Consider the following 20,348-nt stretch of genomic DNA (forward strand, 5'->3'; position numbering starts at 1 on the left):
AGATGGCGGAATTGGTAGACGCACTAGTTTCAGGTACTAGCGAGTAACATCGTGGAGGTTCGAGTCCTCTTCTGGGCACCAAGATTGAACAGACCCTTACCAGGTCCTCTATAAAAAGCCACCGGCCTCCGGTGGCTTTTTTCTTGGCCGTTTGAATCAGGCGCATCAAACGGGCAACGCGATCAGGTCGTGGCCTTCGGCGCCCACGATGCGTGCACGCGTGAACTCGCCGACCTTCATCGTCTTGCTGATCTTCTCGGGTGGCAGGAGGCGAACAGTGCCGTCGATCTCCGGTGCATCGGCGTACGTGCGCCCCACCCCGCCCTTGCGGCCCAGCGCCGGCGCTGAATCGACCAGCACCTGCATGGTCGAGCCGATGCGCTTTTGCAGCTTGGCGATCGACACGGCCTCGGCCACTTCCATGAAGCGGGCGCGGCGCGCTTCGCGCTCGGCCTCGGGCAGCATGCCCGGAATGTCATTGGCAGTAGCGCCCTCGACCGGGCTGTAGGCAAAACAGCCCGCACGATCGATCTCGGCTTCGCGGATGAAGTCGAGCAGGTGCTCGAACTCTTGCTCCGTCTCGCCCGGGAACCCGGCGATGAACGTGCTGCGGATCACGAGCTCGGGGCAGGTCTCGCGCCAGCGCGCGATCCGCTCCAGATTCTTCTCGCCGCTGGCCGGCCGCTTCATGCGCTTGAGCACGTCAGGATGGCTGTGTTGCAGCGGCACGTCGAGGTACGGCAGCACCAGACCGCTCGCCATCAACGGAATGATTTCGTCGACGCTCGGATAGGGGTACACGTAGTGCAGGCGCACCCAGGCGCCATACGGCTCGGCGATCTCGCCCAGCGTACGCACGAGCTCGAGCATGCGGGTCTTGACCGGCTTGCCATCCCAGAAGCCGGTGCGGTACTTCACGTCGACGCCGTAGGCCGAGGTGTCCTGGCTGATCACCAGCAGTTCCTTCACGCCGCCCTCGAACAGGGCCTTGGCTTCGCTGAGCACATCGCCCACCGGACGCGAGACCAGGTCGCCGCGCATCGAGGGAATGATGCAGAAGGTGCAGCGGTGGTTGCAGCCTTCGCTGATCTTCAGGTAGGCGTAGTGCCGCGGCGTCAACTTGAGACCGGCCACCCCGAAGGTGTTCGGCACGAGATCGATGAACGGATCGTGCGGCTTCGGCAGGTTGGCGTGCACCGCATCCATCACCTCCTGCGTGGCATGCGGACCGGTGACGGCCAGCACGCTGGGGTGCATCTGGCGCACGAGGTTGCCGCCCTGGTCACCGGTCTTGGCGCCCAGGCAGCCGGTGACGATCACGCGGCCGTTCTCGGCAAGCGCTTCGCCGATGGTGTCCAGGCTTTCCTTCACGGCATCGTCGATGAAGCCGCAGGTGTTGACGATCACGAGGTCGGCGCCCTCGAAAGTCTTGGCGGTTTGATAGCCCTCGGCGCTCAGCTGGGTCAGGATCAATTCGGAATCGGTCAAGGCCTTGGGGCAACCAAGGCTGACGAAGCCGACCTTGGGGGCGGTCGGCGTGACGGTACGTTCAGGGGAGGCAACTTCGCTCATAGGCCTCTATTGTCCCAGCTATCGGTGACAGCGGGGCATTCATCGGGCAGTCACCCCATTCGGGCGGGCCGCCGCGCAGCGCTCAGGGGCGCTTGATGCCAAAGGCGCCCAGCACCTGCTCGGTGTTTTTCTGCATCTGTTCCTGCATCTGCAGGAAGACGTTCTTCGATTGCTCGACGTAGTTGCCCATCAGCCCCTGGATCATCGGCGACTGCATGGTCATGAAACGCGACCACATCTCGGGCGTCAGGCCTTCGGCCTTTTCGGCGAGCTGGGCCTGCATCTCGGTCATGGCCTGGATGTTCTTCTCGAGGTACGGGCCCATGTAGCCCTGCATGGCCTGGCCGTAGAAACGGATGATGTTGGCCAGCACCTGCTCGGTGAACATCGGCGCGCCGCCCGCCTCTTCTTCCAGGATGATCTGCAGCAGGATGCTGCGCGTGAGGTCGTCGCCGGTCTTGGCGTCGCGCACCACGAACTGCGCGTTCTTGATGACCAGCTGCTTGACCTCGGTCAGCGTGATGTACGTGGATGTCTCCGTGTCGTAGAGCCGTCGGTTGGGGTACTTCTTGATCACACGCTGGACCGGCTTCACCCCGGACTTCTTGCTCTGCACTACAGACTCCTTCACATGGACGCCCATGTCATCGGATGATTCTAGGGAGCGGTTTTGCTGCATCGCGACAAGGTTTACCCTGACCGTGATTCTTCTTCAGGCGTCCGGCGCCGTCGCGTACTCGGCACCGCACGCATGACACGCTGCAGTTTCGGGACGCTCCGGGGTCGACAGCCTGAATCGCAGCGGGATCTTCTGCCCGTAGACAACCCAGCACCGGGGGCAATGCTCCTGCCCCGCCGTCGGAAGATAGGCGCGTGCGCGCTGCTCGGCGCGCTCCTCGGTCACCGGCATGCCCTGTCGTTGCGCACGCGCCACTTCGCGTGCGGCCATGGTGTCGGCGCGGCCAGCGGCAAGGTCATTGATGCCATAGACCGCGCGTGCGAATTCAAGAGGGGCCTGCTTGAGCAATGCGGCCACGCGGTGGTCGGCGTGCGCCCGATCAACAGACGTTGATCGCGTATTCATCAGATCGCTTATCAAGGAAATTCGAGAAGGTTGGCAGACCGCTCAAGGTAGCACAACCACATGGCTCAGGCACCTTGCCTGCACTACGCGAAGGGCCGCCCGTGAAAGGGTTTTTCGCTTGTGCCGATCACTCGGGACGACCGGGCGAATCCAGAGACAAACACGTCGCCCAAACGACGAACGGGTTGCAGCGAAATCGCTGCAACCCGTGTTTGAATTTGGTAGGCGCGATTGGATTCGAACCAACGACCCCCACCATGTCAAGGTGGTGCTCTAACCAACTGAGCTACGCGCCTAAGAGAAGCATCGAGTATAGCAGGAGAAATGGCCCTTTTCAGCGCCGACGTGCAGATCGCACACCAGTCACTGCAGTCACCACACTCAACACCTGCGTCAAACGCGCGGCATCGGCGATTTCCACAGTGAACGTCATCCACGCCGTGCCCTTGATCGACTGCGTCTGCACGCCGATCACGTTCATCTTCTCGCGTGCGAACACATCGGAAATATCGCGCAGCAAGCCCTGGCGGTCGGCCGCTTCCACAGCCACATCCACTGCGTAGACCGGTGCATCCGCGCCCTTCTTCGGAAGGCCCCATTCGACATCGATCACGCGCTCGCCATCCTTCGCAGCCATCGTGCGGAAGTTGCTGCAATCCGCGCGATGCACGCTGACGCCATGACCACGCGTGACGAAGCCGCGGATCGCATCCGGCGGCGCCGGCTTGCAGCACTTGGCGAGCTGCGTCATCAGCGACGACACGCCCACCACGAGCACGCCGCCCTTGCCCGACTTCTCGCTGCCGCGCGCCTTCTTGATCTGCACGCCGTCGTCGGGATTCAGCGCCGGCTCGGGCGGACGCAGCAGCGTCTCGATGTTGCGCAGCGAAAACTCGTCCTTGCCGACCACCTCGAACAGATGGTCCGCCGACTTGAAGCCGAGCTGCGAAGCCAGGTCTTCGAGCCGCATGGCCGTCTTGCCTTCGCGCTGCAGCAGCTTCTCGACGGCCTCGCGCCCGCGCGCCACGGTCTCGTGCGTGATCTGCGCGTTGAACCAGGCGCGCACCTTCGCGCGTGCGCGGTGGCTCGCCAGATAACCCAGCTCCGCATTCAGCCAGTCGCGCGACGGACCGCCTTCCTTGGCCGCCATGATCTCGACCGTCTGCCCATTCGACAGCGGCGTGTTCAGCGGCACCATCGCGCCATCGACACGCGCACCGCGGCAACGATGCCCCAGCGTCGTGTGCACCGTGTAGGCGAAGTCGACCGGCGTCGCGCCCTGCGGCAACTCGACGATGGCGGCATCGGGCGTGAGCACATAGATGCGGTCGTCGAACAGTCCCTGCCCCTGCAGCCCGCCCGACAGGTCGCGCTCCCAGGCCAGCAGCTGGCGCAGCACGGCGATCTTGGCGTCGTACTCGCCGCTCGCCCAGACACCGGCGTAGCCCTTGTGGCCCGCTTCCTTGTAGGCCCAGTGCGCGGCCACCCCATGTTCGGCGTGGTCGTGCATTTCCTCGGTGCGGATCTGGATCTCGATCGGCTTGCCCACCTTGCCATCGACGATCTCGCGCACCACCGTGTGCAGCGACTGGTAGCCGTTCGGCTTGGGCCGCGCGATGTAGTCGTCGAACTCCTCGTCGATGGGCTGGAAGTGCGAGTGCACCCAGGCCAGCGCGGCGTAGCAGTCCTTCACGTCCGGCACCACCACGCGCAGCGCGAGGATGTCGAAGACCTGCTCGAAGTCGAGCGACTTGCCGCGCATCTTCTTGACGATGCTGTAGATGTTCTTCGGGCGTCCCTGCACCGTGGCCTTGACGCCTTCGGCCTGCAGTTCGTGCTCCAGCTGCGAGCGCAACTGCTCGACATGGCCTTCGCGTTCGATGCGCTTCTCGTCGAGCAGCCGCGCGATCAGCTTGTAAGTCTCGGGCTCGAGAAAGCGGAACGAGAGGTCTTCGATCTCCCACTTCACCTGCCAGATGCCCAGCCGGTTCGCGAGCGGTGCAAACACCTGCAGCGACTCGCGCGCCACGCTCTCGGGCGCGGGCTGCTTGCTGGCCGCCGCGTGCCGCAGCGTCTGCAGGCGCGAGGCCAGCCGCAGCATGACCACGCGCAGGTCACGCGAAAACGCGAGCAGCATCTTGCGCACGTTCTCGGTCTGCGCGCCGGCGCCTTCGGCGTGGTGCCCTTGCGAGGCGGTGCGCGCCTGCTCCTGCACGCGCACGAGCTTGGTGGTCTCGACCGCGAGCGCTGCGAAGTTGTCGCCGAAAACCTTGGCGATCACTTCCTGCGGGCGGTTCAGGTGCTGGCAGGAATACACGAGGTAGCTCGCGGCCTGCATCGCCTCGGAGCCGCCCATCTTCGCGACGATGGCGGCCACCGCATCGGCGTGCGCCAGCGTGTTCTCGCCGGTGTCGAGTTTTTCGTCGGCGATCAGCGGTTCGGCGAACGCGCGGGCGCGCGCCAGCATGTTCTCCATGACCGGCGAGCGATCGGCCGTGGCGGCCGACAGCGGGTAATCGACCATGACGCCGTCGGACAGGGGTGCCGTCTGAAGGTTCGCAGACTCTCGCTTCACGATGCCCTCAATCGAACAGGAAATTCGTGACGACGGCGACCTGTGCGGGATCGACGAAAGTCGGCGCGTGCCCCACGCCCTCGAACTCGACGAGCGTGGCACGCGGCCCGCGCTGCGTCATCGCGGCCGCCGTCTCGGGCGACAGCAGATCGGACACCGCGCCGCGCGTGAGCAGCGTGCGCGCCTCGATGGCGTCGTACAGGCTCCACATCACCGCCCCGCCCTGCGCCGCGATCTCGGGCGTGATGGCGCGCAGCGGCACGCCGATGGCCGGGTCGTAGTGCAGCACCCAGGCGCCCTCGCCCACCGGGCCGGCACTGGCGGTCTTGGCGGTCTTGGCGGCACCGTCGGCGCTGCGCTCAGAAGCCGGCACCACCATGTGCTGCGACAGCGCGCGCCACTGGTCGGGCGTGTGCGGCCCGAAGGTGGTCGACAGGGCCCACATCGCATCGGCCGCAGCCTGCACGCTCGAAAACTGGCCGCTCTTGCCCACATAAGCGCCGATGCGCTGGATGGCGGCGGGCTCGACCGTGGGGCCGACATCGTTCGCGACGAAGCGGCGAATGGGCCGTGGCAGCGGCAGCTCCTTGTGGCCGGCCAGCACGAAGCCGATCAGCCCGCCCATGCTGGTGCCGACGTAGTCGAGCGTGTCGATGGGATGCTCGCCGTGCAACTGCGCGATCAGCGCCACCATGTCGGCGGCGTACACAGGCACTTGATAGAAAGCAGGGTCGCGCAGCCAGTCGCTGCGGCCGCGCCCGACCACGTCGGGACAGACCACACGCACGTCGCCGCCCGCGCGCGCCACGATGGCTTGCGCGAGCACGTCGAAATCGCGCCCCTGCCGGGTCAGCCCGTGCACGCAGATCACGACATGTGCGCTCTGCGCGTCACCCCATTGCCAATAGGCCATGCGATGACCGCCCTGGGCGTCGTTGCAGGCCACGTCGTGAAGGGTCGGTTCTGTCATGGAAACGGAGGGGTTCGGGTGCGGATAATGGTCTCGTTGCATCCTAATTCATCCGGAGATTGATCTTCATGCTCAAAGGCAAAACCGCGCTTGTCACGGGGTCCACCAGTGGCATTGGCTTCGCCATCGCCAAGGCGCTGGCCCAACAGGGCGCACACATCGTGCTCAACGGTTTCGGCGACGCCGACACCCCAAAGACCCAGATCGAGGCACTCGGCGTGCGTGCCGAGTACCACGGGGCCGACATGAGCAAGCCCGACCAGATCGAGGACATGATGAACTTCGCCGCGTCGAAGTTCGGCCGCGTCGACATCCTCGTCAACAACGCCGGCATCCAGCACGTCGCCAAGGTCGAGGACTTCCCGACCGAACGTTGGGACGCGATCCTCGCGATCAACCTCACGAGCGCCTTCCACACGACGCGCCTGGCGATCCCCGCGATGCGCGAGGCCAACTGGGGCCGCATCATCAACGTGGCGTCGGCGCACGGGCTCGTGGCCTCGGCGCAGAAGTCGGCCTATGTCGCAGCCAAGCACGGCATCGTCGGCCTGACCAAGTCCGTGGCGCTCGAAACCGCCACCACCGGCGTCACCTGCAACGCGATCAGCCCGGGCTGGGTGCTCACGGCGCTGGTGCAAAAGCAGATTGACGACCGCGCGGCCCGCGAAGGCATTTCGGCCCTCCAGGCGCAGAACGAATTGCTGGGAGAAAAGCAGCCCTCGCTGCAGTTCACGACGGTCGAGCAACTGGGCGGGCTGGCCGTCTTCCTGAGCTCTCCCTCGGCCGATCAGGTGCGGGGCGTCGCCTGGGCCATGGATGGCGGCTGGACGGCTCAGTAAATAAACAGAGACAACGAAAAAACGCCGGCGGCACTCGCCCGCCGGCGCTGCGCTCTTTGTCTTCTTATTTGAGCTGCACCGAGCCGGAGACGTTCACGACCACGCTGGTCTTGCCCGCTTCCACCGGCACGGCCGAATCGGCGGCCGAGAACGACTTGGCCTGCATGGCCATCACGCGCGGACGGATCGGGCCGCTGTCGTTCGCGTTCACCGACACCTCGCGCAGCGTGTAGCCGCCGAAGCCGAAGCCCTTGGCCAGCTCGCCGGCCTTTTGCTTGAAGTTGTCGATGGCGATGTTCTGCGCCTCGGTCTCGGTCTTGGCGCGCTGTTCGCGGCTCAGGCCGAAGCCGACGTTGCCCACGCTGAGCGTGCTGATGCGCCCGGCCGTCTGGGTGATGCGCGCGAAATCGCGGCCTTCGAGCACGAGCTCGGTCGAACCTTGCCAGCCGTTGATCTTGCCGTCCTTGGTGTAGCGCGGCGAAAGGCTGAAGTTGCCGGTGCGCACGTCGAGCTGGCCCGGCTGCGCGTTCTTCTTGGCCTCGGCCAGCGCGGCATCGAGCGCCGTCTTGAGCTGGGTCTGCACGGTGCCCGCCTCGGCGGCGTCGCGCGTGGTGACGAGGGTCATGCTCAGCAGGTCTTGCTGAACTTCGACGGTGCCGGAGGCCGACAGCTGGAGCACGTTTTGTGGAGCAGGCATGACGGCATTCTGGGCCAAGGCGGCGCCGGCAAAGGTCAGCGCGGCGCAGGCCGCGATCAATTGAACAGTCTTCAAGACAGATTTCTCCCTGGTGGATGCGAGGAAAAGCCCTCGCCCGCGCCTTCTTCTTCAGTGGCGCAGGCTGCGCGGCGCGGTTTGCGGACTGGCGACGGGCTGCGGTACCGGCACGATGCGCTCGGCAGGCTGTGATTCTGCCGAATTCAGAAGAACACCCGTTCCCGCAGGCACCCACTGCCCCCGGACCTGCTGCCTCAACTCGAAGAGTTCGCCCGCCGTGAGACGGCGCCCCGCCAGCGCTTCGCCGCGGCGCTGCTCTTCCCGCTGGGCCGCCCGGTGCGCGGCCACGGCATCGCGCACTTCGCTGCGGCGCCCTTCACTGACCCGCAAAAACCCTTCGGAAGCGACGGACGTCGCACCACAGGCGCATGCGAAAAAAAGCAGAGGCAAGGCAGAAAAAGAAGGTCTCATCGCGCAATCGTCATAAGGCAGCACGGACTGTGCCACCGCCGGGCAAAGCCCGGATGACCAGACGGCGAGCGGCCGCAAGTTGTGTAACTTAGTGTCAACCACTACGGAATTCGGCAGCAATGGGGTCCTAACGCCTTCAGAATCGGCGCTGTTACAAATTCAACGTTGTAGAAATGACTCAAGTTCCCGCTCGCACCGACAAGATCGTGATCGTCGACGACGACGCCCGCATCCGCGACCTGCTGCGCCGCTACCTGACGCAGGAAGGATTCGAAGTGATCGTGGCCGAGGACGGCAAGGCGCTCAACCGCATCCTGTTGCGCGACACGGTCGACCTGATCGTGCTCGACCTGATGATGCCCGGCGAAGACGGCCTCTCCGTGTGCCGCCGTCTGCGTGCCGCCAACGACCGCACGCCGATCATCATGCTCACCGCCAAGGGTGAGGACGTGGACCGCATCGTCGGTCTCGAAGTCGGCGCCGACGACTACCTCGGCAAGCCCTTCAACCCGCGCGAACTGCTGGCCCGCGTGCACGCTGTGCTGCGCCGCCGTCCGCCGCTCGAGGCGCCCGGCGCCCCCTCCACCGAGAACGAGACCGTCACCTTCGGCCCGTTCGCCTTCGACCTCGGCTCGCGCACCCTGAAGAAGGACGGCGAAGAACTCTCGCTGACCACCGGCGAATTCGCGATGCTGAAGGCGCTGGTGCGCCACCCGCGCCAGCCGCTGTCGCGCGAAAAGCTGGCCCAGCTGGCACGCGGGCGCGAATTCGAGCCCTTCGACCGCAGCCTGGACGTGCAGATCTCGCGCCTGCGCAAGCTGGTCGAGTCCGACGCCGCGGCGCCGCGCTACATCCAGACCGTCTGGGGCGTGGGCTACGTGTTCGTGCCGGACGGCACGGCCTGACGATCCGCTGAGAGGTGGCCATCGGCCTCCATTCCGCCCGACCTGACCCGGCCCAGGAGGACGGGGCACAGGTCACGATGCCGAGCCCGCTCGAAGCGAGCGCGCAGCGTGACCGCCGCCCCGGCCTCAAGCTGGGTTTCAGCCTTTTCTGGCGCACCTTCTTCCTGCTTGCGCTGCTGCTGATCGGCTGCACGGTCGCCTGGCTGCAGACCTTCCGCTCGCTCGAATACGAGCCGCGTGCCATCCAGACCGGACACCAGATCGCCTCGCTCGTGAACCTCACGCGCGCAGCACTGGTGTACTCGGATGCGATCACGCGGGTCTCGCTGATCAAGACGCTGGCCGACCAGGAAGGCGTGCGCATCCTGCCGCGCGAGCCCAACGACCGCTTCCAGCCCTACACCAGCGGCGCGCTCGACGAGCGCGTCACCGAAGAGCTGATCGCCCAGCTGGGCGAAGGCACCACGGTGGCCAGCCGCGTGAACGACGAGCCGGGCCTGTGGATCGGTTTCACCATCGAGAGCGACACCTACTGGCTGCTGCTCGACCCCACGCGCTTCAGCCGCGTGGGCGGGCGCACCTGGCTGGTCTGGCTCAGCACGGCGATGGCGCTGTCGCTCGCGGGCGCGGCGCTGATCACGCGGCTCATCAACCTGCCGCTCAAGCAGCTGTCGCGCGCCACCTTGCAGGTGCGCGAGGGCGAGTACGAGGCGCACCGGCTCGACGAGCGCGCCCGCACCAACGAGATCCGCGCGGTGAACATCGGCTTCAACCGCATGGCCGACCAGCTCGCCAAGATCGAGCAGGACCGCGCCATCATGCTGGCCGGCATCTCGCACGACCTGCGCACGCCGCTGGCGCGGCTGCGGCTCGAAACCGAGATGAGCGTGGCCGACGAAGACGCGCGCGACCACATGGCTGCCGACATCGCGCAGCTCGACGCGATCATCGACAAGTTCCTCGATTACGCCCGCCCCGACCATGTCGACCAGCGCCCGGTGCTGCTGCGCGACGTGATCGACGCCTGCACCTACGCCGTGCAGGACTACGAAGAGATGAACATCCACGTCGACGTGCCCGCCGACCTGAAGGTGATGGGCGACGAGGTGGAGCTCACGCGCGTGATCTCCAACCTGGTCGAGAACGCGCGGCGCTACGGCAAGACGCCGTCGACGGGCGTGGCGGACGTCACGATCCAGGCGCAGGCCAACAACGACGCGGTGCTGATCAAGGTGCGCGACCACGGCGCGGGCGTCGAGCCCGCCCTGCTCGTGCAGCTGACCAAACCCTTCTTCCGCGGCGACGCGGCGCGCACCTCGGCGGCCGGTGCCGGCCTGGGGCTGTCGATCGTGGCGAAGAACATCGAGCGCATGGGCGGCACCTTCGCGCTCACCAGCACGCCGGGCCGGGGCCTCGCAGCCCACATCCGGATGCCCCGCGCGATGCCGGCGGGCAGCAGCAAGCCCGGTGAGGTGCCGGGCAAGAAACAGGTCGCCTGAAGAAGAACCCCGGGTTCAGCGGTGCAGCAGCACCGCGGCGCGGGCTTCCATTGCCCGCCCCTCGCCCACCGGGCCGAGCTTCTCGGCCGTCTTGGCTTTCACATTGACCTGATCGAGCGCAATGCCCAGCGTGTCGGCGATGCGCTGGCACATGGCCGGGATGTGCGGCGCCAGCTTGGGCGCCTGCGCGATCACGGTGCTGTCGACGTTGCCGATCTCCCAGCCCGCCGCGCGCACGCGCCGCGCCGCCTCGGCCAGCAGCACGGCCGAATCGGCGCCGCGGAACTGGGCGTCGGTGTCCGGGAAATGCCGGCCGATGTCACCCAGCCCAGCACCGCCGAGCAGCGCGTCGGTGATGGCGTGCAGCAGCACGTCGGCGTCCGAATGCCCGAGCAGGCCGGTGGTGTGCGGCACCTCGATGCCGCCCAGGATGAGCTTGCGCCCCGTCACCAGCTGGTGGACGTCCCAGCCTTCGCCGATGCGGATGTTGAACGGTGTCGTCATGCCATGGCCTTCTTGCGGCCGAGCAGCACCGCCTCGGCCAGTGCGAAATCTTCGGGGAAGGTGACCTTGAAGTTCTGCGCGCTGCCGGGCACCAGCAGCGGCGCCAGGCCGAGGGTCTCGATGGCGCTGGCCTCGTCGGTCACCACGTCGCCCACGCGCTCCAGCGCGTCGAGCAGCATGCCGATGCGGAACATCTGCGGCGTCTGGGCCAGCCACTTGTCGGCGCGCGGCAGGGTCTGGGTCGAGCGGCTGTCGGTCGACGAGACCTTCAGCGTGTCGGCCAGCCGCTGCGCCAGCAGGCCGCCGACGGCATCGTGCTCGCAGGCGGCGATCAGCGCCTCGATCTGGCTGGACGTGACCAGGCAGCGCGCCGCGTCGTGCACCAGCACCCAGTCGTGCGGCCCGGCACCCTTCTGGCGCAGCGCCGCCAGGCCGTTGCGCACCGAAGCGGCGCGCGTCAGGCCGCCCACGCGCAGCAGGTACTCGCCGGTCACGGGGAAGCGCGGCAGCGCCGTCTGTACCTCGCGGTCGTCGGGCGACACCACCACGGCCACGCCCGCGAAACGCCCGGCCAGCGCACGGAACGCGTCCACCGTGTGGGCCACCATCGACTGGCCCGCCAGGCGCCGGTACTGCTTGGGCTGCGCGCCGCCGGCGCGGTGGCCGGAACCGGCACAGGGGATCAGCACGTAGAAACGGGAAGAAGACATGGAGGGTGCGGCACGGGCCGATGGCCGACAAGCGGATAAGGGGCCGCCATTCTAGAATTGACATTCGCACACCCCTCGCCGTCCGGCGCGGGGTGTCGTGCATTTTTCGAACCGCTCCATGGACCTCCCCCTTCTCCCGGCGGGCAAGCGTTTCACGCTGCCGCGTCCCCCGTTGTCGGCCGATGCGCTGATGCTGGCCCAGCTCGGCATGCGCGAGAAGGCCGCGGGTCGCGCCACCGCGATGTTCACCGCCGACGCGAACGACGCCCAGCGGCTCATCGACGAAATCGCCTTCTTCGCGCCCGAGCTGCGCTGCGCCCTCTTCCCCGACTGGGAAACGCTGCCCTACGACAGCTTCTCGCCGCACCAGGACCTGATCAGCGAGCGCCTGGCCACGCTGTGGCGCATCAGCCAGAAAGAGGCCGACGTGGTGCTGGTGCCTGCCACCACCGCGCTGTACCGGCTGGCGCCGCCGGCCTTCCTGGCCGGCTACACCTTCCAGTTCAAGGCCAAGCAGAAGCTGCAGGAGTCCAAGCTCAAGGCCCAGCTCACGCTGGCCGGCTACAGCCACGTGACGCAGGTCGTGAGCCCGGGCGAGTACGCGGTGCGCGGCGGCCTGATCGACCTGTTCCCCATGGGCTCCCTGGTGCCGTTCCGCGTCGACCTGTTCGACGACGAGATCGACTCCATCCGCACCTTCGACCCCGACACCCAGCGCAGCCTGTACCCCGTGCCCGAGGTGCGCCTGCTGCCAGGCCGCGAGTTCCCGATGGACGACGACGCCCGCGCGCGCTTTCGCAGCCGCTGGCGTGAACTGCTCGAGGGCGACCCGACCAAGAGCCGCATCTACAAGGACATGGGCAACGGAGTGGCCACCGCCGGCATCGAGTACTACCTGCCGCTGTTCTTCGACGAGACGGCCACGGTGTTCGACTACCTCGGCCCCGACGCCACCGTCGTGCTGCACGGCGACCTCGAACCCGCCTTCCAGCACTTCTGGCAGGACACCAACGAGCGCTACCGCCTGGTGCAGGGCGACCCCGAACGCCCCGCGCTGCCGCCCGACGCGCTGTTCCTCAACGCCGAGCAGTTCTACCAGCGTGCCAAGCCGCATGCGCAGCTCGCCATCCGCGGCGACATCGCCACCGATGCGCCCTACGCCGAGTTCGACAAGCTGCCGCCCTTTGCCGTCGTGCGCGGCGCCGAAGACCCGCTGGTCGGCCTGAAGGCCCACATCGCCGCCACGCCGCACCGTGTGCTGCTGATCGCCGAGAGCGACGGCCGCCGCGAGAGCCTGCTCGACTTCCTGCGCGCCAGCGGCGTGAACCCGCCGGCCTTCGACTCGCTGGCCGAGTTCGAAGCCTCGGGCGACGAAAAGATCGGCATCGCCACCGCCGCGCTGGCCTCGGGCTTCGCGTGGCGCGAACAAGCGATCGACTTCGTCACCGAGACCGAGCTGTTTGCCACCGCGCCCACCACGCGCCGGCGCAACAAGAAGCAGGAACAGGTCAGCGACGTCGAAGCGCTGATCAAGGACCTGTCCGAACTCAACGTGGGCGATCCGGTGGTGCACTCCGCGCACGGCATCGGCCGCTACCGCGGCCTGATCCACATGGACCTGGGCCAGGGCACGGGCGCCGACGGCAAGCCGCTGCTGCAGGAAATGCTGCACCTGGAGTACGCCGACAAGGCCACGCTCTACGTGCCCGTGAGCCAGCTGCACCAGATCAGCCGCTACACCGGCGTGAGCGCCGACGAGGCGCCGCTGCACAAGCTGGGCTCCGGCCAGTGGGAAAAGGCCAAGCGCAAGGCCGCCGAACAGGTACGCGACTCCGCCGCCGAGCTGCTCAACATCTACGCCCGCCGCGCCGCGCGCGAGGGCCATGCCTTCCGCTACTCGCCGGCCGACTACGAGGTGTTCGCCAACGACTTCGGCTTCCAGGAAACCGCCGACCAGAAGGCCGCGATCCACGCCGTGGTGCAGGACATGATCTCGCCCCAGCCGATGGACCGCCTCGTGTGCGGCGACGTGGGCTTCGGCAAGACCGAGGTCGCGCTGCGCGCTGCCTTCATCGCCGTCACCGGCGGCAAGCAGGTGGCGTTCCTGGCGCCCACCACGCTGCTGGCCGAGCAGCACTACCAGACGCTGGTCGACCGTTTCGCCAAGTGGCCCGTGAAAGTCGCCGAGATGAGCCGCTTCCGCTCCGCCAAGGAAATCACGGCCGCCGCCAAGGGCCTGGCCGAGGGCCAGGTGGACATCGTGGTGGGCACGCACAAGCTGCTCTCGCAGTCGGTCAAGTTCAAGAACCTGGGCCTGCTCATCATCGACGAGGAGCACCGTTTCGGCGTGCGCCACAAGGAGGCGATGAAGGCGATGCGCGCCGAGGTCGACGTGCTCACGCTCACCGCCACGCCGATTCCGCGCACGCTGGGCATGGCGCTCGAAGGCCTGCGCGACCTGAGCGTGATCGCCACCGCGCCGCAGCGCCGCCTGGCCATCAAGACCTTCGTGCGCAACGAGGGCACGGGCGTGATCCGCGAAGCCGTGCTGCGCGAGCTGAAGCGCGGCGGACAGGTCTACTTCCTGCACAACGAGGTCGAGACCATCGAGAACCGGCGCCAGAAGCTCGAAGAAATCCTGCCCGAGGCCCGCATCGCCGTGGCGCACGGCCAGATGCCCGAGCGCGAGCTGGAGCGCGTGATGCGCGACTTCGTGGCCCAGCGCTACAACATGCTGCTGTGCTCGACCATCATCGAGACCGGCATCGACGTGCCCACCGCCAACACCATCGTGATGAGCCGCGCCGACAAGTTCGGCCTGGCGCAGCTGCACCAGCTGCGCGGCCGCGTCGGCCGCTCGCACCACCAAGCCTATGCCTACCTCATGGTGCCCGACACCGAGGGCCTGACCAAGCAGGCCTCGCAGCGGCTCGAGGCGATCCAGCAGATGGAAGAGCTGGGCTCGGGCTTCTACCTGGCGATGCACGACCTCGAGATCCGCGGCACCGGCGAGGTGCTCGGCGAGAACCAGAGCGGCAACATGATGGAGATCGGCTTCCAGCTCTACAACGAGATGCTCAGCGAAGCCGTGCGCTCGCTGAAGGCCGGGCAGGAGCCCGACCTGCTCTCGCCGCTGTCGGTCACGACCGAGATCAACCTGCACGCCCCCGCCCTCCTGCCCGACGACTACTGCGGCGACGTGCACCTGCGGCTGTCGTTCTACAAGAAGCTCGCCACCGCGAAGAACCCCGACCAGATCGACACGCTGCTGGAAGAAATCGTCGACCGCTTCGGCAAGCTGCCGCCGCAGGCCCAGACGCTGATCGACACGCACCGCCTGCGCGTGCTCGCGCGGCCCTACGGCGTGGTCAAGGTCGACGCGGCGCCGGGCATCATCAACATCACCTTCCGCAAGGACGCGCCGGTGGACGGCATGGCCATCATCCAGCTGATCCAGAAGAACAAGCACATCAAGCTCGCCGGCAACGAGAAGCTGCGCATCGAGCGCGAACTCAAGGAGCCGAAGGACCGCGCCCAGATGGTGCGCGACGTGCTGCGCAGTCTCGGACAACCCCTCGTCAAGGAAACCGCCCCCGCATGAGCGCTACGACAGAAATCTCCCCCGGCCTCGTCCTCCAGCGCGTGAAGCCGCCGCTGAAGCTCGCCGACTTCAAGCTGATCGCGTTCGACATGGACTCGACGCTCATCAACATCGAATGCATCGACGAGATCGCCGATGCCGTCGGCAAGAAAGCCGAGGTGGCTGCGATCACCGAGGCCACGATGCGCGGCGAGATCAAGGACTTCAAGGAAAGCCTGCGCCGCCGCGTGGCGCTGCTGCAGGGCGTGCCCGTGGCCGCGCTGCAGCAGGTGTACGACGAGCGCCTGAAGCTCAACCCCGGCGCCACCGAACTGGTGGCGGCCTGCAAGAAGGCGGGCCTCAAGGTGCTGCTGGTGTCGGGCGGCTTCACCTTCTTCGCCAACCGCGTGAAGGACCGGCTGGGCATCGACTTCGCGCGCTCCAACCTGCTCGACGAAGCCGACGGCCAGCTCACCGGCCAGGTCGTGACGCAAAGCTGGGGCGACATCTGCGACGGCGCCGAAAAGCGCCGCACGCTGCTCGAAGTGGCATCCCTCATGGGCATCTCGCCGCAGGAAACCATCGCCGTGGGCGACGGCGCCAACGACCTGCCGATGATGGGCGAGGCCGGGCTGTCGGTGGCCTATCACGCCAAGCCGAAGGTGCGCGAGCAGGCCATGGTGGCGATCAACGAAGGCGGGCTCGACCGCGTGCTGGAAATCCTGAAATGACCGAGGCCGCCCCGCTGTACCGCGCCGACGCGCTGCGCGACTACGCCAGCGCCCTGCTGCAGAAAGCGGGGCTCGCGGCCTCGATGGCCGACAGCGTGGCGCGCACGCTGGTCGAAGGCGACCTGCTGGGCCACGACACGCACGGCCTTGCGCTGCTGGCCGGCTATGTGAAAGAGATCGAATCGGGCGGCATGACGCGCGACGGCGCGCCCGAGGTGCTGTCCGACCGCCCTGCCGCCGTGCTGTGGGACGGCAAGCGCCTGCCCGGCCCCTGGCTCATGGACCAAGGCATGGACCTGCTGGTGCCGCGTGCGCGCGAGCTGGGCACGGCCTCGCTCGTGATCCGCCGCAGCCACCACATCGCCTGCCTCGCGGTCTACATGCTGCGCGCGCTGCAGGAAGACATGCTGATGCTGCTGGCCTGCTCCGACCCCAACACCGCCAGCGTCGCGCCCTTCGGCGGCACGCAGGCGGTGTTCACTCCGAATCCGCTGGCGATGGGCTTTCCGCTCTCGCAGGGCGGCGTGATGGTCGACATCTCGGCCTCGATCACCACCAACGGCATGAGCAACCGCAAGCGCGCGGCCGGCGAGACCTTCGCTGAGGAGTGGCTGATCGATGCGGCCGGCAAGCCGTCGAACAACCCGCAGGTGCTGTTCGACCTGCCGCCCGGCACGCTGCTGCCGGTCGGCGGGCTGAGCCACGGCCACAAGGGCTACGGCATGGCGCTGCTGGTCGAGACGCTCACGGCCGGCCTCGCGGGCCACGGCCGCGCCGACCCGCCCGAGGGCTGGGGCGCGACGGTGCACCTCACGCTGCATGACCTGCACGCCTTCGGCGGCAAGGAGGCCTTCCTGCGCCAGATGGACCACGTGGCCGAGAAATGCCGCGACAACGCGCCCATCGACCCGGCCAGGCCTGTGCGGCTGCCGGGTGAAGGCGGGTTGAAGCGTCGGGAAGCGCAATCGGCGAACGGGGTGCGGCTGCACCCGTCGATTGCGCGCTCGCTGCAGGAAGCGGAGCAGCGGCATGGCCTGCGGCTGGCGCAGGCGCTGATCTGACGGGGTTTTACTCCTCGTCGTCGTTCTCGGTGTGCTCGGGCGCGCCCGCGGGCCGCGGCTGGCGCTTGCCGGGCTTGGCCAGGATCTCGATGTAGAACTGCTTGCCGCCCTCTTTCACCACACCGTCGATGAGGCCGGTGATGGCCGTGAGGTGGATGGTTTCGGCGGATTCCTGGGCGGTGCCGAACCGGCAGTCGAAGTCCCAGAAGTCGGCGCCTTCGGGCAGGTCGCGGCGGCGCTCGCGCTTGATGTACTTGCGGATCTCGTGCTTGACGGCTTCGAGGAGACGGTCGGGGTGCTTGCCCTCGACCTGAAGCTGGAAGGTTTTTCTCATGGGTGATGGTAACCCGCTGTGTAAAGTCGGCGGTTCAAATGGAAAGCAGGTGAAGACATGGCACGCGCAAACGACTGGGCAAGCAAGGTGATGGCATTGGTGAACGGCGGCAACGCCTCGGCGGCCATTGCGCAGATCAAGGTCGCGCCGTCGGTCAAGGACCTGAAGGCACTGCAGACCATCATGACGCTCTCCAAAATGAAAGGCCGCTATCCGAACGTGGATGCGGCCATTTCAGACAACCTGGACCTGCTGGCAGCGCCCCGGCTGCACCGGTCCCCCTGAACCTCGGCGTTACAGGGCCTGGCCGAGGCGCTTCACGCCCTCTTCGATCTTCTCGATGTCGGCCGTGGCAAAGCTCAGGCGCAGCGTCGCCACATCGGGCTTCTCCGCGAAGAACGGCGCGCCGGGCACGAAGGCCACCAGCTTCTCGATCGCACGCTTGGCCAGCTCGTTGGCATCGGCCAGCTTGCCGTTGGCGCCCGTCAGGCGTGCCCAGAAGAACAAACCGCCGTTGGGCTGCGTGAAGCTCACCGCATCGCCCAGCTCGCGCTTCAGCGCGGCGCCCATGGCCTGCGCGCGCTGGCCGTAGACCTCGCGCACATGCGCCAGCGTGCCGGGCATGCGGCCGCTCTTGAGGTACTGCGCGGCCGTGGCCTGCGCGAAGGTGCTGGTGTGGGCGTCGCTGAACTGCTTGCACATCGTGGCCTTGGCCAGCAGCTCGGGCGGCGCGATCATCCAGCCGATGCGCAGGCCGGGGCTCAGCACCTTGCTCAGGCTGCCGCAATGCGCGAGCAGCTCGCGGCTGCCGGGCACGTCCTTGCTCAGCGACATGATCGACGGCGGCGGCGCTTCGCCGAAGTACAGGTCGCCGTAGGGATCGTCCTCGACGATCAGCGTCTGGTACTTCACGGCCAGCTCGAGCACCTTCTTGCGGCGCTCCAGGCTCAGCATGGCGCCGCTGGGGTTGCCGAAGGTGGGGATCAGGTAGACGAACTTGGGCTTGTGCTCGGCGATGAGCTTCTCGAGCTCGTCGGTCTTCACGCCGTTGGCGTCGATGGGCGCGCTGATGAGCTGCGCGCCGTACAGGCGAAAGCACTGGATCGTGGCCAGGAAAGTCGGGCCTTCGACGATCACCTTGTCGCCGGGCGAGATCATGGTCTTGCCCAGCAGGTCCAGCGCCTGCTGGCTGCCGGTGGTGACGATCAGGCCGCTCGGGTCCACGTCGACGCCCTTGGTCTTCATGAAGGAACTGAGCTGGTTGCGCAGCGGCTCGTAGCCTTCGGTAGCGCCGTACTGCAGGGCCCCGCCGGCCTCTTCGGTGAGCGCCTTCTGGCTCGCCTCCTTCAGGCCCTCGACGTCGAACATGGCGCTGTCGGGAAAGCCGCCCGCAAAACTGATGATGCCGGGCTTGCCCAGCAGCTTGAAGAGTTCGCGGATGGCGGAGGTTTCGACGTTGTCGAGGCGGGAGGCGAATTGCATGGTCAGTCTCACTTTCTGGGCGTCATTGTCGCGAAAGCCCGGGCAGGAAAGCTGCGTAGGGCCATGGCTTTTCGACGATATATTGCATCCATCGCCGCAAACGCCGGTGCTCGCCCTGCCTTCCACGGCATGCACCCCGCGAGCCCCCACGCCGTGAACGGTGGCCACCACGATCCATGAAAAAATCCGACATCCCCCTCTTTTTCGCCACCCTGCAGGCCGCCAACCCCGAGCCGCGCACGGAGCTCGAATACACCACGCCCTTCGAACTGCTGGCCGCCGTGCTGCTGTCGGCGCAGGCCACCGACGTGGGCGTGAACAAGGCGACGCGGCGGCTCTATCCGGTGGCGAACACGCCGCAGGCGATCCTCGACCTCGGGGTGGAAGGGCTGGAGTCGTACATCAAGACGATCGGGCTGTACCGCAGCAAGGCCAAGCACCTGATGGAGGCCTGCCGCATGCTGGTCGAGCTGCATGGCGGCGAGGTGCCGCGCACGCGCGCCGAACTCGAGGCGCTGCCGGGCGTGGGGCGCAAGACGGCCAACGTGGTGCTCAACGTGGCCTTCGGCGAGGAGACCATCGCGGTCGACACGCACATCTTCCGCATCGGCAACCGCACCGGGCTTGCGCCCGGCAAGACGCCGCTGGACGTGGAACTCAAGCTCGAAAAGCGCATCCCACCCGAATTCCGCCTGCACGCGCACCACTGGCTGATCCTGCACGGGCGCTATGTCTGCGTGGCGCGCAAGCCGCGCTGCTGGGAATGCGCGGTCTCCACCTTCTGCTCGTTCAAGCCCAAGACACCGGCCCCCAAGACCGCCTGAGCGGCATCACACACATCGCACATGACGACGACAACGATTTTCAAGAAGACGCCTTCCGCCGCCCTCCTCTTTCTCGCAGCGCTGTGCAGCGCGGGCGCCGCATGGTCGCGCGACGGCGTGCTGCCGCCGGAGACGATGGCGCTCTACGGCGGACGCTGGTCCGCCAACTGCGCCGACGCAGCGGCACCGACGCTGCAGGTGCGCGAAGACATGCTGATCGCCGAGCGCGGCAAGCGCCGCGTCGTCGGCCGCCAGCCAGACACGGCGCACAGCTTCTTCGGCAACCAGCCGCCGCCGCCGAACTTCGACGTGGCGCTGATGAGCCGCGTGGGCAAGGGCGACAACGCGATGATGAATTTCCTGGTCTTTCGCGATGCGCGCGGCCAGTCGATCACGCTGAAGGCCGACAAGCCGGTCATGGGCCAGCTGGGGTCGGAGCTGATGAAGCCACGCTACTGGCGCTGCGACGGTCCGGCACGCGCCGCGGCGCCG

19 protein-coding genes, 2 tRNA genes and 1 pseudogene are annotated in these 20,348 nt (G+C 67.1%); 10 read left to right on the top strand and 12 right to left on the bottom strand.

Annotated features, from left to right (window positions below):
• Positions 1-2 precede the first annotated feature (2 nt).
• Positions 3-81 (top strand) — tRNA-Leu (locus VBO01S_RS25635).
• A gap of 84 nt (positions 82-165) precedes the next feature.
• Here the strand turns inward: VBO01S_RS25635 and rimO are convergent.
• The 6 genes from rimO to VBO01S_RS25665 all read right to left on the bottom strand — a co-directional run bounded on the left by rimO (position 166) and on the right by VBO01S_RS25665 (position 6,201).
• Positions 166-1,572, bottom strand: a complete 1,407-nt coding sequence (gene rimO / locus VBO01S_RS25640) for a 30S ribosomal protein S12 methylthiotransferase RimO (RefSeq protein WP_062480701.1) — start codon at positions 1,570-1,572, stop codon at positions 166-168.
• A gap of 82 nt (positions 1,573-1,654) precedes the next feature.
• Positions 1,655-2,215 (bottom strand): polyhydroxyalkanoate synthesis repressor PhaR, encoded by a 561-nt coding sequence (gene phaR, locus VBO01S_RS25645; RefSeq protein WP_062480702.1) that lies wholly within the window; start codon positions 2,213-2,215, stop codon positions 1,655-1,657.
• 69 nt (positions 2,216-2,284) lie between these two features.
• Positions 2,285-2,608: a hypothetical protein gene (locus tag VBO01S_RS32050; RefSeq protein ID WP_223301311.1), complete on the bottom strand. Its 324-nt coding sequence runs from the start codon at positions 2,606-2,608 to the stop codon at positions 2,285-2,287.
• A gap of 267 nt (positions 2,609-2,875) precedes the next feature.
• Positions 2,876-2,952 (bottom strand) — tRNA-Val (locus VBO01S_RS25655).
• Positions 2,953-2,990: 38 nt separating this feature from the next.
• On the bottom strand, positions 2,991-5,180 hold the full coding sequence (locus tag VBO01S_RS25660) for a RelA/SpoT family protein (RefSeq protein WP_062480706.1): 2,190 nt from the start codon (positions 5,178-5,180) through the stop codon (positions 2,991-2,993).
• 58 nt (positions 5,181-5,238) lie between these two features.
• Positions 5,239-6,201 (bottom strand): alpha/beta fold hydrolase, encoded by a 963-nt coding sequence (locus VBO01S_RS25665; protein WP_255221199.1) that lies wholly within the window; start codon positions 6,199-6,201, stop codon positions 5,239-5,241.
• Between the two features lie 68 nt (positions 6,202-6,269).
• Between VBO01S_RS25665 and VBO01S_RS25670 the strand changes: the two genes are divergently transcribed.
• Positions 6,270-7,040, top strand: a complete 771-nt coding sequence (locus tag VBO01S_RS25670; protein WP_062480732.1) for a 3-hydroxybutyrate dehydrogenase — start codon at positions 6,270-6,272, stop codon at positions 7,038-7,040.
• Positions 7,041-7,104: 64 nt separating this feature from the next.
• On the opposite strand, the gene VBO01S_RS25675 is transcribed toward VBO01S_RS25670, so the two are convergent.
• Positions 7,105-7,812 carry an SIMPL domain-containing protein gene (locus VBO01S_RS25675; RefSeq protein ID WP_062480709.1) on the bottom strand — a complete coding sequence of 236 codons (708 nt, stop codon included), beginning with the start codon at positions 7,810-7,812 and terminating at the stop codon, positions 7,105-7,107.
• Between the two features lie 54 nt (positions 7,813-7,866).
• Positions 7,867-8,304, bottom strand: a complete 438-nt coding sequence (locus VBO01S_RS32055) for a hypothetical protein (protein WP_223301309.1) — start codon at positions 8,302-8,304, stop codon at positions 7,867-7,869.
• 95 nt (positions 8,305-8,399) lie between these two features.
• Here VBO01S_RS32055 and ompR point away from each other — a divergent pair, with 95 nt between their 5' ends.
• The gene (gene ompR / locus VBO01S_RS25680) at positions 8,400-9,131 is read left to right on the top strand and encodes an osmolarity response regulator transcription factor OmpR (protein ID WP_007837017.1); all 732 of its coding nucleotides are present in this window, start codon (positions 8,400-8,402) and stop codon (positions 9,129-9,131) included.
• A gap of 77 nt (positions 9,132-9,208) precedes the next feature.
• Complete coding sequence (locus tag VBO01S_RS25685; protein ID WP_062480711.1) at positions 9,209-10,630, top strand: sensor histidine kinase family protein; 1,422 nt, start codon at positions 9,209-9,211, stop codon at positions 10,628-10,630.
• 15 nt (positions 10,631-10,645) lie between these two features.
• Here VBO01S_RS25685 and ispF read toward each other — a convergent pair whose 3' ends face one another.
• Together ispF and ispD are read right to left on the bottom strand one after the other, a co-directional pair.
• Positions 10,646-11,134 (bottom strand): 2-C-methyl-D-erythritol 2,4-cyclodiphosphate synthase, encoded by a 489-nt coding sequence (ispF, locus tag VBO01S_RS25690; RefSeq protein WP_062480713.1) that lies wholly within the window; start codon positions 11,132-11,134, stop codon positions 10,646-10,648.
• On the bottom strand, positions 11,131-11,844 hold the full coding sequence (gene ispD / locus VBO01S_RS25695; RefSeq protein WP_062480715.1) for a 2-C-methyl-D-erythritol 4-phosphate cytidylyltransferase: 714 nt from the start codon (positions 11,842-11,844) through the stop codon (positions 11,131-11,133). The genes ispF and ispD overlap by 4 nt, the downstream gene beginning before the upstream one ends.
• Positions 11,845-11,962: 118 nt before the next feature.
• Between ispD and mfd the strand changes: the two genes are divergently transcribed.
• The 3 genes from mfd to VBO01S_RS25710 are packed head-to-tail and all read left to right on the top strand — an operon-like array spanning position 11,963 to position 17,216.
• Complete coding sequence (gene mfd / locus VBO01S_RS25700; RefSeq protein ID WP_062480717.1) at positions 11,963-15,445, top strand: transcription-repair coupling factor; 3,483 nt, start codon at positions 11,963-11,965, stop codon at positions 15,443-15,445.
• Positions 15,442-16,155 (top strand): phosphoserine phosphatase SerB, encoded by a 714-nt coding sequence (gene serB / locus VBO01S_RS25705; RefSeq protein WP_062480719.1) that lies wholly within the window; start codon positions 15,442-15,444, stop codon positions 16,153-16,155. The genes mfd and serB overlap by 4 nt, the downstream gene beginning before the upstream one ends.
• Positions 16,152-17,216 carry an Ldh family oxidoreductase gene (locus VBO01S_RS25710; RefSeq protein ID WP_062480721.1) on the top strand — a complete coding sequence of 355 codons (1,065 nt, stop codon included), beginning with the start codon at positions 16,152-16,154 and terminating at the stop codon, positions 17,214-17,216. Before serB ends, VBO01S_RS25710 begins: the two co-directional genes overlap by 4 nt.
• Positions 17,217-17,223: 7 nt before the next feature.
• Here the strand turns inward: VBO01S_RS25710 and VBO01S_RS25715 are convergent, their stop codons facing one another.
• Complete coding sequence (locus VBO01S_RS25715) at positions 17,224-17,550, bottom strand: DUF6172 family protein (protein WP_062480723.1); 327 nt, start codon at positions 17,548-17,550, stop codon at positions 17,224-17,226.
• 57 nt (positions 17,551-17,607) lie between these two features.
• Between VBO01S_RS25715 and VBO01S_RS25720 the strand changes: the two genes are divergently transcribed.
• Positions 17,608-17,835, top strand: a complete 228-nt coding sequence (locus tag VBO01S_RS25720) for a hypothetical protein (RefSeq protein WP_062480726.1) — start codon at positions 17,608-17,610, stop codon at positions 17,833-17,835.
• Between the two features lie 9 nt (positions 17,836-17,844).
• Here VBO01S_RS25720 and VBO01S_RS25725 read toward each other — a convergent pair whose 3' ends face one another.
• Positions 17,845-19,032 (bottom strand): aminotransferase-like domain-containing protein, encoded by a 1,188-nt coding sequence (locus VBO01S_RS25725; RefSeq protein ID WP_062480728.1) that lies wholly within the window; start codon positions 19,030-19,032, stop codon positions 17,845-17,847.
• A 176-nt stretch (positions 19,033-19,208) separates the two neighbouring features.
• Between VBO01S_RS25725 and nth the strand changes: the two genes are divergently transcribed.
• Entirely contained in the window at positions 19,209-19,856 is a 648-nt protein-coding gene (gene nth / locus VBO01S_RS25730) for an endonuclease III (RefSeq protein WP_062480730.1), read from the top strand.
• A 21-nt stretch (positions 19,857-19,877) separates the two neighbouring features.
• Positions 19,878-20,348 (top strand): annotated as a pseudogene (locus VBO01S_RS25735) (Ivy family c-type lysozyme inhibitor); the annotation flags it as partial.

The sequence above is a fragment of the Variovorax boronicumulans NBRC 103145 genome (genome assembly GCF_001591345.1).
GTDB classification, from domain to species: Bacteria; Pseudomonadota; Gammaproteobacteria; order Burkholderiales; family Burkholderiaceae_C; genus Variovorax; species Variovorax boronicumulans.